This window comes from Nocardia araoensis NBRC 100135, assembly GCF_000308435.1.
Lineage (GTDB): Bacteria > Actinomycetota > Actinomycetes > Mycobacteriales > Mycobacteriaceae > Nocardia > Nocardia araoensis.
The window spans coordinates 1-13,820 of sequence record NZ_BAFR01000114.1; the positions used below are offsets into that span (position 1 = coordinate 1).

13 protein-coding genes are annotated in these 13,820 nt (G+C 68.3%); 4 read left to right on the forward strand and 9 right to left on the reverse strand.

Annotated features, from left to right (window positions below):
* Positions 1-165, forward strand: a 165-nt coding sequence (locus tag ON21_RS35845) for a cupin domain-containing protein (RefSeq protein WP_174372168.1), incomplete at its 5' end; no start/stop codon positions are given.
* 75 nt (positions 166-240) lie between these two features.
* Here the strand turns inward: ON21_RS35845 and helR are convergent.
* The 7 genes from helR to ON21_RS14920 all read right to left on the reverse strand — a co-directional run bounded on the left by helR (position 241) and on the right by ON21_RS14920 (position 9,394).
* The gene (helR, locus tag ON21_RS14890) at positions 241-2,442 is read right to left on the reverse strand and encodes an RNA polymerase recycling motor ATPase HelR (protein WP_174372169.1); all 2,202 of its coding nucleotides are present in this window, start codon (positions 2,440-2,442) and stop codon (positions 241-243) included.
* Positions 2,443-2,604: 162 nt separating this feature from the next.
* Positions 2,605-3,591, reverse strand: coding sequence for a glycine betaine ABC transporter substrate-binding protein (locus tag ON21_RS14895; RefSeq protein WP_039798509.1), 987 nt, complete (start codon positions 3,589-3,591; stop codon positions 2,605-2,607).
* The gene (locus ON21_RS14900) at positions 3,588-4,325 is read right to left on the reverse strand and encodes an ABC transporter permease (protein WP_039798510.1); all 738 of its coding nucleotides are present in this window, start codon (positions 4,323-4,325) and stop codon (positions 3,588-3,590) included. The genes ON21_RS14895 and ON21_RS14900 overlap by 4 nt, the downstream gene beginning before the upstream one ends.
* Positions 4,322-5,599: an ATP-binding cassette domain-containing protein gene (locus ON21_RS14905; RefSeq protein ID WP_039798511.1), complete on the reverse strand. Its 1,278-nt coding sequence runs from the start codon at positions 5,597-5,599 to the stop codon at positions 4,322-4,324. The genes ON21_RS14900 and ON21_RS14905 overlap by 4 nt, the downstream gene beginning before the upstream one ends.
* Complete coding sequence (locus tag ON21_RS14910) at positions 5,596-6,240, reverse strand: ABC transporter permease (protein ID WP_039798512.1); 645 nt, start codon at positions 6,238-6,240, stop codon at positions 5,596-5,598. Before ON21_RS14910 ends, ON21_RS14905 begins: the two co-directional genes overlap by 4 nt.
* Before the next feature lie 658 nt (positions 6,241-6,898).
* Positions 6,899-7,744 (reverse strand): helix-turn-helix transcriptional regulator, encoded by an 846-nt coding sequence (locus ON21_RS14915; RefSeq protein ID WP_039798513.1) that lies wholly within the window; start codon positions 7,742-7,744, stop codon positions 6,899-6,901.
* Positions 7,745-7,873: 129 nt separating this feature from the next.
* Positions 7,874-9,394 carry an FAD-dependent monooxygenase gene (locus ON21_RS14920; RefSeq protein WP_051020817.1) on the reverse strand — a complete coding sequence of 507 codons (1,521 nt, stop codon included), beginning with the start codon at positions 9,392-9,394 and terminating at the stop codon, positions 7,874-7,876.
* Positions 9,395-9,503: 109 nt separating this feature from the next.
* Here ON21_RS14920 and ON21_RS14925 point away from each other — a divergent pair, with 109 nt between their 5' ends.
* Positions 9,504-9,989, forward strand: coding sequence for a MarR family winged helix-turn-helix transcriptional regulator (locus ON21_RS14925; protein ID WP_039798514.1), 486 nt, complete (start codon positions 9,504-9,506; stop codon positions 9,987-9,989).
* A gap of 99 nt (positions 9,990-10,088) precedes the next feature.
* Here the strand turns inward: ON21_RS14925 and ON21_RS14930 are convergent, their stop codons facing one another.
* Positions 10,089-10,460: a YrdB family protein gene (locus ON21_RS14930; protein WP_245562607.1), complete on the reverse strand. Its 372-nt coding sequence runs from the start codon at positions 10,458-10,460 to the stop codon at positions 10,089-10,091.
* Between the two features lie 134 nt (positions 10,461-10,594).
* Between ON21_RS14930 and ON21_RS14935 the strand changes: the two genes are divergently transcribed.
* Entirely contained in the window at positions 10,595-11,410 is an 816-nt protein-coding gene (locus ON21_RS14935; RefSeq protein ID WP_245562608.1) for a class I SAM-dependent methyltransferase, read from the forward strand.
* Positions 11,411-11,507: 97 nt separating this feature from the next.
* Here the strand turns inward: ON21_RS14935 and ON21_RS14940 are convergent, their stop codons facing one another.
* Positions 11,508-12,614 carry a histone deacetylase-like amidohydrolase gene (locus ON21_RS14940; RefSeq protein WP_039798517.1) on the reverse strand — a complete coding sequence of 369 codons (1,107 nt, stop codon included), beginning with the start codon at positions 12,612-12,614 and terminating at the stop codon, positions 11,508-11,510.
* Between the two features lie 346 nt (positions 12,615-12,960).
* Here ON21_RS14940 and ON21_RS14945 point away from each other — a divergent pair, with 346 nt between their 5' ends.
* On the forward strand, positions 12,961-13,719 hold the full coding sequence (locus ON21_RS14945) for a dienelactone hydrolase family protein (RefSeq protein WP_039798518.1): 759 nt from the start codon (positions 12,961-12,963) through the stop codon (positions 13,717-13,719).
* Positions 13,720-13,820: the final 101 nt, after the last annotated feature.

Below are 13,820 nucleotides of genomic sequence, written 5' to 3' on the forward strand. Positions count from 1 at the left end.
GTCCACGAGCCGGGCCCGGAGGAGGTCTACGTGGTCGCGGGCACGTTCAACGACGGCGCGCGCGACTACCCGGCCGGGACGTTCCTGCACGCCCCGGCCGGATCGTGGCACGTGCCCGCGACCACGACCGGTTGCACCCTGTTCGTCTTCTACCCGGCGGGTTAGCGCCACCCGCCGGGAAAGACGACCATTCGCCGTCCGATCGCTGGTCGAAGCCGCTCGAGGTGGCCCCCGGAATCGTTACGTCCGCCCGTGATCCACGGCCCCCACGGGAGCCCCGATCTCGGCGAGGCCGGCCAGCGCCTGCGGCAGCGGGCCCAGGTGCAGCACGCCGAGACGTTGGGTGGCGCGGGTGAGGGCGACGTAGAGCTCGGCGGCCCCGCGGGGGCCGTCGGCCAGGATTCGTTCCGGCTCCACGACCAGGACGGCGTCGTACTCCAGGCCCTTGGTCTCCGAAGCCGCCAGCGCGCCCGGTACATCCGGCGGCCCGATGACGACGCTGGTGCCCTCGCGTTCGGCCTCCCCGCGTACGAATTCGTCGATGGCCGTGCTCATTTCGTCCCCGGTGACCCGCCTGGACCACGGCCGCACGCCGCACGCGCGGACCGACTCCGGCGGCTGGACGCCGGGCGCGAACTCGGCGAGCACCTCGGCGGCGACGGACATGATCTCCGCCGGGGTGCGGTAGTTCACCGTCAACGATCGGTAGACCCACCGGCCGGGCACGTACGGCTCCAGCATCGCCCCCCACGAGGTCGCTCCGGCGGCCGACCGGCGCTGGGCGAGATCACCGACGATCGTGAAGGAGCGGCCCGGGCAGCGCCGCATCAGCACCCGCCAGTCCATTTCGGACAGTTCCTGGGCTTCGTCCACCACGATGTGCCGGTAGGTCCAATCCCGGTCCGCCGCAGCGCGTTCGGCGAGCTCCCGGGTGTCGCGCTCGATGAAGCGGTCCGCCAGGTCCTCCGCGTAGAGCAGGTCCTGGGCGAACAAGTGGTCCTCGTCGTCCATCATGTCCTCCCGGCCGACGAGGATGTCCAGCACACCCGCCGCGTACTCGGCCTGGGCCTTCTGCTCCCGCTCGGTGGCGTCGTCGTCCGGCTTCTCACGCCCGAGTAGATCGACCAATTCGTCGAGCAGGGGCACATCCGACACCGTCCAGGCATCGCCGTCCGGGCGCAGGAGCGTCGGGTGGGCGCCCGCCGCCGCCAGTCGTTCCGGGGACTCGTAGAGCTCGGCCAACAGTGTCTCCGGCGTCAGGATCGGCCAGAGTTCGTCGAGCGCGGCGGCGAACCGGTCGTTGTCCGCGAGCTCGGCGCGCAGGTCCGACCGCACGTTCTCCCATGCTTCGCGGTCCTCCCGGGTCAGCCAGCCCCGGCCGATGCGAGCTATCGCCCGCTCGGTGAGCACCCACGCGACGATCTCGGCGAACACGGCGCGAGCCTCGTTGTGCGGCAGCCCGCTCGCACGCGCCTCCTCCCGGCCCCACTGCGCCGTCTCGGCGTCGATTCGCACGGTGACGTCGGACAATTCGATCGACACCGGATGGTCCGGCAGCCGCTGCCGATCGGCCACTGCCGCCGCGAGTACGTCCAGGATCCGCAGCGCGCCTTTGCGCCGCGCGACCTCCGGGTCGTCCTCGGCGGTGACGTGCAGTCCGGGCACCAGGTCGCCGGTGGTCGTGAACACGACGTTCGTCTCGCCCAGCGACGGCAGAACACGGCCGATGTGGTTCAGGAACGCCGGATTGGGGCCGACCACGAGAACACCGTTGCGTTCCATCCGCTCCCGCTGGGTGTAGAGCAGGTACGCGACGCGGTGCAGCGCCACGACGGTCTTGCCGGTACCCGGGCCACCCTCGATGACGAGCACGCCCGGGTGATCGAGCCGAATGATCTCGTCCTGTTCGGCCTGGATTGTCGCCACGATGTCGCGCATTCCCTCGCCGCGCGGGGCGTTGACCGCCGCGAGCAGCGCCGCGTCGCCTCGCTCACCGCCGCCGGGACGACCGAGGATCTCGTCGGTGAAATCGATCACTCGGCGCCCACGGGTGTGGAACTGCCTGCGTCGGCGCATGTTCTCCGGGCTGGCGGCGGTGGCGACGTAGAACGCGCGCGCCGCGGGCGCTCGCCAGTCGAGCAGCAACGGTTCGTACTCGTTGTCCGCGTCGAACAGGCCGATCCGGCCGATGTACGACTGTTCGCCCGACAGTGCGTCCAACCGCCCGAAACACAGCCCGTTGTCCGCCACGTCCAGCCGCTTCACTTCCCTGGCCAGCGTGCGGACCTCGACATCCCGCTCCATCGGCGTGCCGCCGTTTCCGCGCAAGGCCGCGGTGTACCCGCTCTTCGCTCGCGCGCGCTCGGCGTCGAGCCGTGCGTAGAGCCCGGCAACATAGCTCCGCTCGGACCGCAATTCGTCCTCGTACCCCTGAGTTGACACAGGCCCTCCCGTTTCTCGGCTCCACGATCCCGCGCGGACGCCGCCTCTCGCCCGAGCACGTCGAGCAGCGGCGCCGCAGCCAGCGATTCTGCGGGATGACCCGGGTCTTGCGGCAAGCCCCCGGGTGCGCTATAGGTTGAAGGTGGAAGGGGGGTTCCCGCCCTACTCGACCAGCTTCTCGCTCTTCAGCCAGTCATAGGCGACGTCGGCGGGGTCCTCGCCGTCGATGTCGACGCGACCGTTGAGATCCTGCATCAGCTCATCGGTGAGGTGCTCGGAGATCGTTCCGAGCAGGGCCCGCAATTGCGGGTAGCGATCGATGACCGGCCCGCGCACGACGGCCGTGCCGCTGTAGGGCAGGAAGAACTTCCGGTCGTCGTCGAGTACCACCAGGTTGAGGTTCTTGACCCGGCCGTCGGTGGTGTAGATCATGCCGAAATTGCACGGGGCGCTCTTGGCCGTGGCCGGGTAGACCACACCGGCGTCCATCCGCGTGACGTTGCCGGACGGGACACCGTTCGGATCGTTGTACGGGATTCCGTATTTCTGCAGCATCGGAAGGAAACCGTCCGAGCGGCTGAAGAATTCGTCGTCGACGCAGAAAGTCCGGTCGGGCACCGGCAGAGCGGCCACATCCGACAGCGATTTCACCTGCAGGCGTTCGGCGGTCGGCGTGGACGCACCGAAGGCGTACGTGTCGTTGAACCTCGCCGGCGGCAGCCACTCCAGATCGTGGTCGCGCTTCTCGATGTCGTGGACACGCTGCCAGAGCTCGGCCGGGTCGGAGATCGTCTCGGTCTGGTTGTGATAGTTGACCCAGCCGGTGCCGGTGTACTCCCAGAGCACATCGGCGTCGCCGTTCAGCTGGGCCTGCCGGGACGAGGCCGACCCCGGCGCCCCGGTCAGGTCGGTGACCTTCGCGCCCGCCGCGGCGAGGTAGGTCGCGGTGATCTTGCCGAGCAGCACGCCCTCGGTGAAGCTCTTCGAGGTGACGACCAGCTCGGCGCCGTCCACCGGCCGGTCACCGCCGGGCAGGCGCGCGTCGTGGAAGGTTCCCGACGAACTCACCAGACCGCACCCGGCGAGCGCCGCCGTCGATACGACGAGTGCGCAGAGCAGGGTGACCAGCCGGGCTCGTGGCGATCTCATGAGACACCTCGTGGGGTCGCCGCGAGCTCGACGAGCCTGCCGAGCCAGTCGATGATCAACGCCAGGAGTCCGACCAGGATCGCGCCGGAGACCAGCAGTTTGGGCAGGAAGAGGGTGACGCCGGTGGTGATCAGCGTGCCGAGGCTGGTCGCGCCGATGAACGTGCTCAGCGTGGCGGTTCCGACCAGGATCACCAGCGCCGTGCGCACCCCGTTGAGGATCACCGGCACCGCGAGCGGCAGCTCGACCTGCACCAGTGTGCGCGCGGCGGAAAACCCGATGCCGCGGGACGCCTCAATGGTGCGCTGATCGACCTGCCTGAGCCCGACGATCGTGTTCTGCAGGATGGGCAGCACCGCGTACACGACGAGGCCGACGATCGCCGTGCGGAATCCGGTGCCCAGCCAGAAGGTGAACAGCACGAGCAATCCGACCGCGGGCGCGGCCTGCCCGATATTGGCGAGATTGACCACGACGGGCTCGAGCCGCCGCAACGCCGGGCGGGTCAGCGCGATGCCGAGCGGAATCGCGACGACCACCACGATCACTGTGGCCACCACGGTCAACTCGATGTGCCGGACGATCGTGTTCTGCAGGTTGTCCCAGCCCAGGGACGCCTGCTCGGTCGCGGTGAACGTCGTCGACCGATACCAGAGGACGTATCCGACGGCGACGACGAGGATGACGATCGGCTCGAACCACACGTCGATCGGCACGCGGCGCAGGCGAGTCATGACGGCTCGTCCGATCCCAGTTCCTCGTCGGCGGCGACCACCGGTGTCGGCGCCGGGTCGGTTCCGTCGACGTAGGTGGCGTAGGAGAGATCGGCCTCGTCGGCGCGCCCCTCGGCGAGCTTGGTCCGGATCACCTCGGTGACCGTGTCGATGCTCAGCGAGCCGAGCACCGCGCCGCGGCCGTCGGTGACCAGGGCGGCGCCTTGGCTGGTGGCGAGCATGGCGTCGAGCGCGTCGTTGAGCGTCGAGGATCGTGCGACGACGGGCAACCGTCGATCGAGGTAGTCGGAGACCTCCGGTTTGGTCGCCAGCTCCGCGAGCGAAGGCCACGACCGCGGCCGCCCGGCCTCGTCCACGACGACGACCCAGGTCTGTCCGGCGGCCTCGGCGCGCTCGATCACGTCGCGGGCCGATTCGCCGATCCGCACGGTGATCACTTCGTCGTAGGCTACGTCGCGCACCCGCGACACGGTCAGATACGCCAGCTTCGCGCCGGAGCCGACGAACTCCTCCACGAACGGCGTGGCCGGATCGGTGAGGATCTCCTCCGGGCTCGCGTACTGCTCGACCTGACCGCCCTCGGACAGGATGAGGACCTTGTCGCCGAGCTTGGTGGCCTCCTCGAAGTCGTGGGTGACGATCACGATGGTCTTGCCGAGTTCCTGTTGGATCGCGATCAGGCTGTCCTGCAGGCGAACCCGGGTGATCGGATCGACCGCGCCGAACGGCTCGTCCATGAGCAGAACCGGCGGGTCCGCGGCGAGCGCCCGCGCGACGCCGACCCGCTGCTGCTGTCCGCCGGACATGTCCTTCGGCAGCCGGTCGGCGAAGGCGGCGGGATCGAGACCGACCAGATCGAGCAGGTACTCGGTGCGTTCGGCGATCCGTTTCTTGTCCCACCCGAGCACCCGGGGGATGGCGCCGATGTTCTTGGCGACCGTCCAATGGGGGAACAGTCCACCGGACTGGATGACGTACCCGATCGACTGCCGGAGCTTGTCGGGGTCCTCCCTGGTGACGTCGCGGCCGCCGATGAAGATGCGGCCCTCGGTCGGCTCGATCAAGCGGTTGATCATCTTCAGCGTGGTGGTCTTGCCGCACCCGGATGGGCCGACGAACGCGACGATGTCTCCCGCCTCGATCTCCAGATCGAGGCGCCGCACCGCGGGCTTGTCCTGGCCTTTGTAGCGCTTGACGACCGAGTCCAGCGTGATGGACGCGCCGGTCACATGGCGTTGCGGCGTCGCGGGCGCGTTGGTCACCTCGGAGGTCATGACAGTCCCTTCGCGATCGTGAGGCGTCCGAGCAGGACGAGGAGTGCGTCGAACACCAGCGCGACGATGACGATGAGGATGGTTCCGGTGAGCGCCATCTCCAGGGAGTTCGCGCCACCGAGGCGGGAAAGGCCGTTGAAGATCAGCGAGCCGAGACCCGGCCCGAGGACGTAGGCGACGATGGCGGCCACGCCGACGATCATCTGAGTGGACACCCTGATACCGGTGAGGATCACCGGCCAGGCGATCGGCAATTCCACGGTCAGCAATATCCGCCGGCGCGAAAGGCCGATTCCGCGGGCGGATTCCACGACCGAGGCGGGCACCGACCGCAATCCCACGATCGCATTGCCGACCACGGGCAACGCGGCGAAGAACGCCAGCATCACGAACGACGGGACCACGCCCAACCCGAACGGGACCAGCAGAATCGCCAGCAATGCCAGCGAAGGGATCGTCAACGCGACCCGGCTGGAGGTCAGCGAAAGCGCGGACAGCAGCGGGAGCCGGTAGACCGCCACCGCGATGAGGACGGCGACGACAGTTCCGACCAGAACTGTCTGGAAGGCCAGGGAGGCGTGCTGATAGGTGAGGAAAGCCAGGACTTCGCCCCGTCCCCGGATATAGCTCCACAAATTCACGGGATTCCCATCGTCAGCCGAAGAGCGATCGGTACCTGTCCGGGCGGATCCGCGCGAACCGTCGAAAATTCGCGAATGTCGCGGGTTCGATTTCCGGCGGTGCGTGGAAGGCGAATCGTCGCACGGCCGAATTCACGTTCCTTTTCGACCGTAACCGATTCTCTTACAGCCACGAGTCCTCCGGTCACGCGCACGGGTTATGTCGCCCGTGTGACGGGCTCGCGACGATGTTCGCGTCCCGGCCACCGGACGCCGTCGATCCCCGCACCGAGGTGGCCGGCGAACTCGACTACCCGTGCGACGGCCGCGATACCGGCTGTGTGGTCGGCGGACATGCCAGGGCCTTTCGCTCGAATCGGACGACCGGGTGAGAGGAAACCACGTCCGCTCCGGTACGACCAGCATTACGGTCACGGAGATCGAAATGGGCGACGGCCCTCGCGTCGGCCGCACCCGCCGTCGGAATGCTCCGCTCGGACCGGGGGCACCCGTCAGTGGCAATCCACACCGAGGACGCGGTGCAGTGCCCGGGCTCCGGGACGGGGTGAGATCGCTGTGGCAGGCGTCGAGCGAGATGCTGGTCGCTTGACGGGCACGCCTTCGCTATTCGTGCTCTGGCCCGGGCTCGTGCAGGCGCGGCGCCGAACGCCGAAGGCGCTCACCGGAAGAATGATCCCCACGCTCGGTAGCGGTGCCGCGAAATCGCGGTGAGCGGCTCCGCCGTCAGCGCACCCGGTGTCACCTCCGCGAAGCTCGACACGTCCCGGCACAGATGCGACTGGTCGGTGTAGCCGCAGGTCACCGCGACGTCGGCGGCAGGAAAGCCGGCCAGCAGGCCTTCGACCGCGTGCCGGAACCGGACCAGCATCGCCGCCCGCTTGGGGGTCAGTCCGATCTGGGCTTCGAACCTCGACCACAGCCGCTTGCGGCTCCACCCGCAGGATTCGGCGAGCTCGCCGACCAGGACCTGCCCTCGGCCGGCGACGATGCGTTGCCAGCTGGCGACGACTTCCGGGTCCGGCGTCCGGGTCGGCTCCACGCATTGCCGCAGGAAGGAAACCGTCAGCGCGAAACGCTCGTCCCACGTCGCGGCGTCCGCGAGCCGCTCACGCAGCGACAGCGCGCGGCGCCCCCACAGATCCTCCAAGCCGACGATCGTGCGGCCCAGATCGGCCGGGTCGATATTCGGCAACGAGTAGGCCTGCAGGGGTGACAAGCGCGCCTCGATGCATTGCGCCTGCTCGGTGCGCACACGCATCGTCCCGTGCGGAAACCCGGAGACGAAGCCGCTGAATGCCTGCCGGCCCGCGGCGCTGTCGACGATCAGTTCGTTCTCCCCGAACTCGATCAGCACCGTGACCGCCGGTAGCGCGGTGACCCGGAGGTCCAATCCGCCCGCGCCACGAGCCCCATAGCCGATCATCGCCGTGCCGCCCATCGGCGCGACACCGGACGGACGGTGGAAAACCCACCCGGTGTCCTCTTCGAGCCCGACCGCTCCCACCCGTTCAGGCTAGCCGTGTCGGCGCGCGGTGAGAGTAGCCCGGTGAGGGCCGGTCGACCGTCTCGCCGTGACCACGCCACCCCGCGTCTGCTCCGAGCCGTGCCGCCCCGACCTGCCGTTCGCCCGCGATCATGGGTTCGTCACCGGAACGCGGGCTGCGATATAGCCGTCGGGGCGGATGAGTATCGCGGTGTTACCGGTGATGTCGTAGTTGCGGTGAACACTGCCGTCTCCATCGATCAGAGTGTCGGTCCCGGAAGCCGCTGTATCGGTGGTGATCCGGACCGTTCGCGGTGCGTCGATGCGGAGGTCGTCGAGGTCATGGACCTTGCCGGGATCGTTGCCCTGGTCGAAGGTGAGCAGGGTCCGATGCGGGCCGCGCAGCAGATCGAAAACCCGGACTTCGCGACCGGACGACGCGTCGATACCCACGGCGTCAGGAGCGCGGTCACCGGCACGAACGCGGCAGCCTCGCGGGCCGGGGGCGGTGAGCGGGCTGTCGGGGTAGGCGATGGTGAGCCCGGTCGTGAAATCGTCGGTGAGCCCGCGGACGGCGGACGCTCCGTCGCCGTTGCCCGCGGAGTGCATGAGCGCGTGCAGGCGGTCGGTGCTGTCGTCGAGAACCGCCCGCGCGACCGCGCGGCGTTCGATTTCGTAAGTGTCCAAGAGGGTCTCGTCGGCCCTGTCGAGAACGGCGGCGATTTTCCAGCCGAGGTTGTAGGCATCCTGGATGCCGGTGTTCATGCCCTGCCCGCCTGCGGGGGAGTGGACATGCGCGGCGTCCCCGGCGAGGAAGACCCGACCGACCCGGTAACGGTCGGCCAGGCAGACGTTGATCCGGTACAGCGACAACCACCCCGCAGCCTCGATGCGGACCTCTCGCAGCCCGGAATGCTCGGCGAACAGGCGGCGGAACAGCCCGAGCGTCGGCGCCGCCGGATCGGGGTCGTCGGCGGGAATGGACGCCTGGAATTGCCAGACATCGGTACTGGGCAGCGGGAAAAGCGAGAGGATCCCGTGCTCGGGGCTCATCCACACGTGCTGGCAGTGACTGTCCAAGCCCTCGATCCGCACATCGCCGAGCCACCAGCGGTGCTCGCCATAGGACACGCCGGCGAGTGTGGCACCGATCCGCTCCCGCACCACACTGCGTCCACCGTCGCAGCCGACGACGTAGCGGGCGCGCATGCGCCGGTCGCCGACGGGCGTGGACATGGTCACCATCACGGCGTCAACTGTCTGCGCGACGGCGCTCACCTCGGTTCCCCATTCGACCCGGCCGCCGAGTTCGGCGAGCCGGTCGCGCAGGATCTGCTCGAACAGCGGCTGCGACAACCACACCGGCGCGTAGGGAACCCCAGGATCGCGCACTCCCAGCGCGGCCTCCACGGCCTCGGAGATCACGCGGTCACGGTGGTAGTGCCGGGTCGGCACATGTACCCGGCCCAGCTCCAGTACTCGATCGATCACGCCGAGGTCGTCGGCCACCTCCAAGGCCCGAGGCTGGATCGTCTTGGCCCGCGAAGCGGTGCTCGGCCCGGCGGCGCGGTCGACGATGCGGTAGTCGACGCCACGGCGGGCCAGGTCGATCGCCAGTGCCAGACCGGTCGGGCCTGCGCCGACGACGAGAACATCGGTTTGGGTCTGCATTTCATCTACCTACCTTAGGTATCTATTTTTGCGACGGCATGCCATGCGCTCGAGGGGGATGGGATGCGAGTACTGTATACCTAACTTAGGTATCTAACAAGGGGAGTGAATGGGCAGCGACGATAAAGCTCTGAAAGGCCTGCTGCCGCGCATGGCGCAGCTCAGCAATACGCTGGGCCGCGGGCAGTTGTTCGAAACAGCCACTGCCGCGGCCGGAATCACCCTGGAACGACCCGCGGTGACGATCCTGGTGATCCTGGAATCCGCCGGGCGCCCATTGCGGGTCGGGGAGATTGCGGCCCGGATGCAGGTGGCCGGACCGCACGTCACGCGCCAGCTCAACGGTCTCGAGCGGCGCCGCTTGGTGGAGCGTGTGCCGGACCCGGACGACCAGCGCGCCCGATTGATCACCCTCACCTCGACCGGCGAGAAGATGATCGGGCGTTACCTGCGAGTCATCGACGGATGGTTCGACCAGGCCCTGTCCGGATGGTCGAAGTCCGATCAGCGCGACCTCGTTCGCCTGCTCGGTCGTCTGGTCGATGATCTGTCGACGCACCTGGACACCGTCGTCGAGGACACCCTCGCCGAATAGTGTTGCGGCGCGGCATCAATCATCCGGCGTCGGCCGGGATCGGTGCACCACCTGGGCGGCGCATGACCGCAGGCGGCACGGAGCCGCTTCAGTGCCGCGTCACCCTTGGTTCCATGCCAGGCGCAGTGCGCCGTTGACGAGGTAGCAGGCGAACAGGATCGCGGCCGGGGTGAGTGACGCGGCGGCGTACAACGCCAACGCGCCGGTGCCGAACCAGGCCAATTCGAAGAGCATCCGAGCGAAGCCGTGCAATGGGTAGGTGGCATTCGTTCCGCCGCCTGCGGCGAACAGTCCCCACAGTACGGCCAGCAGCAGGGGTGCGCCGATGCCCGCCGCGATCTTGATCGGCCACTGCGCATTCACGGTGAAACCCCAGTATCCGGCGCTGCCCAGCACGCTGAGCTCCAACAGGAACATCAGGCCGAGATTGACCGCTTTGACCACGCCGAGCACAACTACCTCCAGTGACAACCGCTCTTTCTAGAGAGCAATGCTCTCCCACTTTCGACGATGCGTCAAGCGGTCCTGCTCACCGTCCGGCGCGGGGGATCAGGGAGTGTCGGTAGGGTGGCGGCATGCAGGTCGGGGAACCGAGTAGAACCGCCATGGCCGTAGCGCGAGCGCGGGCCCACCATCAGGTCGCCGACGATCCGCGGGTGTTCACCGATCCGCTGGCCCTGCGGATCATCGGCGAAACCGCCGTCGGCACCAACGAATTCGACCGAGGTGTCGACCAGGATCTGGCTCGTCGACGGCGCTTGTTCATCGCGGCGCGCAGCCGCTTCGCCGACGACGTCGTGGCGGCCGCGGTCGCCAGGGGGACGAACCAGGTGGTCGTCCTCGGTGCGGGGCTGGATACCAGCGCCTACCGCAATACCCACGAGAACGTGCGATTCTTCGAGGTCGATCACCCCGACACCCAGGAATGGAAGCGGCGCAGGCTGGCCGAGAGCGGAATCGCGATCCCGTCATCGCTGACGTTCGCCCCGATCGACTTCGAACAGTCGACGCTGGCCGCCGGATTGACCGCGGCGGGTCTGGACCGCGCCGGCGACGCCTTGTTCATCTGGCTCGGCGTTGTCATGTACCTGACCAGGGCATCCGTCGACGACACCTTGCGCTACATCGCCGGTCACGGCGCGGCCGCGGAGGTGGTCTTCGACTACCTGTATCCGCCTTCCTCGGCGCCGCAGGGTGCCGCGGACGACGGCAGGCAGGCACGCGCGGATCGAGTCGCCGCGGTAGGCGAGCCGTGGGTCAGTTTCTTCACGGCGGAGGAGATCCGTCGTGACATGCTGTCCTTCGGGTTCACGCGGGTCGAGGACCACACCGCGACAGAGCTATTGGATAGCTATGGCGTCGGAACCACCGCTCGGCCCGTGGATTCGGTGCCGCACCTGGTCCACGCAAGCACAGTATGAGCCTGGCGCGCCGGTACAGCGGGACCGAATAGCGCCGGGCCGCAAGCCCTTGCGGGCAGCGCCGGACAGACATCACCCCGGTGGCGACGGATCGGGGTCAGAGGTCGGCGACCAGGGCCGCGGCCGCTTCGATAGCGGCCGCCTCGTGGTCGAGGAGGACGTCCCCGCCTTGAGTCGAGACGATCGGTGTGTACGGGTCGTCCTGGAACTGCTCGCCGAGCAGTTCGCGCAGCACCGCCAGCCCGCAGAACGGGACATAGTGCGGGCTGTAGCCGCCTTCCTGCACGAAGGCGATCCGGCCGCCGGAGGCGGCTGCGGCGATGTCCAGCATCCGGCGGGTCAGGTGCCGGAAACCGCCGCTGGTGACCATTTGCCGAGCCAGCGGATCGAGAATGCTCGCGTCGAAACCGGACGCGACGATGATCAACTCGGGCGCGAAGGCGTGCAGCGCGGGTTCGACGACTCGATCGATCGCATGGAGATACGCGGCGTCTCCGCTACCCGGCGGGAGCGGCACGTTGATCGCGTACCCGTATCCGTCGCCCGCGCCGCGCTCCTCCCGGTAACCGGAATCCGGCGGGAAACACAGATGCTGGTGGATCGAGATGGTCAGCACCGACGGATCCTCGTACCAGATGTCCTGGGTGCCGTTGCCGTGGTGGACGTCCCAGTCCACGACGGCGATGCGCCCGACGCCCAGTACGTCTTTCGCGTAGGCGGCGGCGATGGAGACGTTGTTGAAGATGCAGAAGCCCATGCCGGTGGCGCGGGTTGCGTGGTGCCCCGGCGGATTGACCAGCGCGTAACCATTGTCGACCGTTCCCGCCAGCACCTGTTTCACGAGTGCGATCGCACCGCCCGCGGAAAGCGCGGCGATCTCGTATCCGCCCTTGCCGAACGACGAGACGCCGTCGCCGGCATCCCCGCCCTTCGGCTGCAGATTCTCGGCCTTGATCCGCTCCAGATGTTGCGCGGTGTGCACCCGCAAGATGTCGGCGTCGTCGGCGGGTTCGGCCTTGATCGAGTGCAACTTGTCCAGCAATCCGGACACCGAGACCAACTCGTGCAAACGCCGTTTGGTGTCGGGATGCGCGAGGTGGTGACCGATCGGCTGGAGACCGACCGTCGCGTCGGACGGGAACAAACTTCCGCTGCCGGTGTCGGCCCACCCGTAGAGGGTGTTCCACACGTATCCGGTCGTCATCGTGAACTCCTAGCGGTCGGCGGACCGCCACGCCGTCCGCCTGGGTCTCGGCCCGCTTCAGCGGGTGCTCGCGCTCATTACAGGGCAGCAGCGACCACGCCGCAACCGGAAGACTCGCCAGCTCTGGCAGCGTGGGCGCGAGCTGTGGACGCCCTGCGCGCCGGTCGGAGCGACCACGTATCGGGACGCGCGGTCGGCGATGATCCCGACGCATCGAAGTGGCAGGCCGGATGCGCGGTCCCGGCGAGAAAGTCGATCGTCCCACGGCACGTGTGTGACCGATTTCCCAGTGCCGGAGGGGATTTGCCCTGGCGCGGTGCAGGTCCGAAGCGGATAGGGTGGCCCTGTGGCATACGAGATCACGGCCGAGCAGATCGAAATCCCTCAGGGCGACGAAACCCCCATGGCGGCGTATCTCGCCCGGCCGGAGGGCGCGGGTGATCATCCGCTCGTCCTGGTCGGAGCGGAGTTGTGGGGCCTGACCGATGAGGTTCGGGCCGTCGTGCGCGATGTCGCCGCACTGGGGTACGTGGCGATCGCGCCGAATCTGTACCACCGCTCCGGTCCCGAGACCTCTGCCGGGATCGAGGAGAACGATGCCAACCGCGCGCATGCGTTCGAACTGCTGGGCCGATTGACCCGCGACGGTGTCGAGGCGGACCTGCGCGCCGCCGCCGACCATGCCCGCGAACATGCCGGGGCCGGTGACCGAATCGGCATGCTGGGCTTCAGCCTCGGCGGCCATGTCACCTTTTTCGCGGCGACCCGGCTGCCGCTGCGCGCCGCCGCGATCTACTACCCGGGGTGGCTGCCCGACTCGGGCACGGCGTTGAGTGTTCCGGACCCGCTGCTGGCGGCGACGTCGCGGATCACCGCCCGGCTGGCGCTGTTCTTCGCCGGGCAGGACCACATCATCGATGCCGATCAGCGGAACCGGATCGGTGCGGCGCTGTCGTCGGCGGGTGTCCGGCACGACGTGGTGGTGTATCCCGAGGCCCGGCACGCCTTCTTCTTTCCCGGCCGCGAGGTCTACGACAAGCGAGCCGCCGAGGATTCCTGGCAGCGGGTGAGTGAACTTTTCGCTGCCGAGCTGAGTACGCCCTGATCCGGGTGTAGCGACGCCGGCCCCGCCATGCGCGTGAGGCGGGGCGGACGAGATCGACGATGTGTGGTGGGCGCGGTCAGCCGGCGAACCGAGGTAGCGCC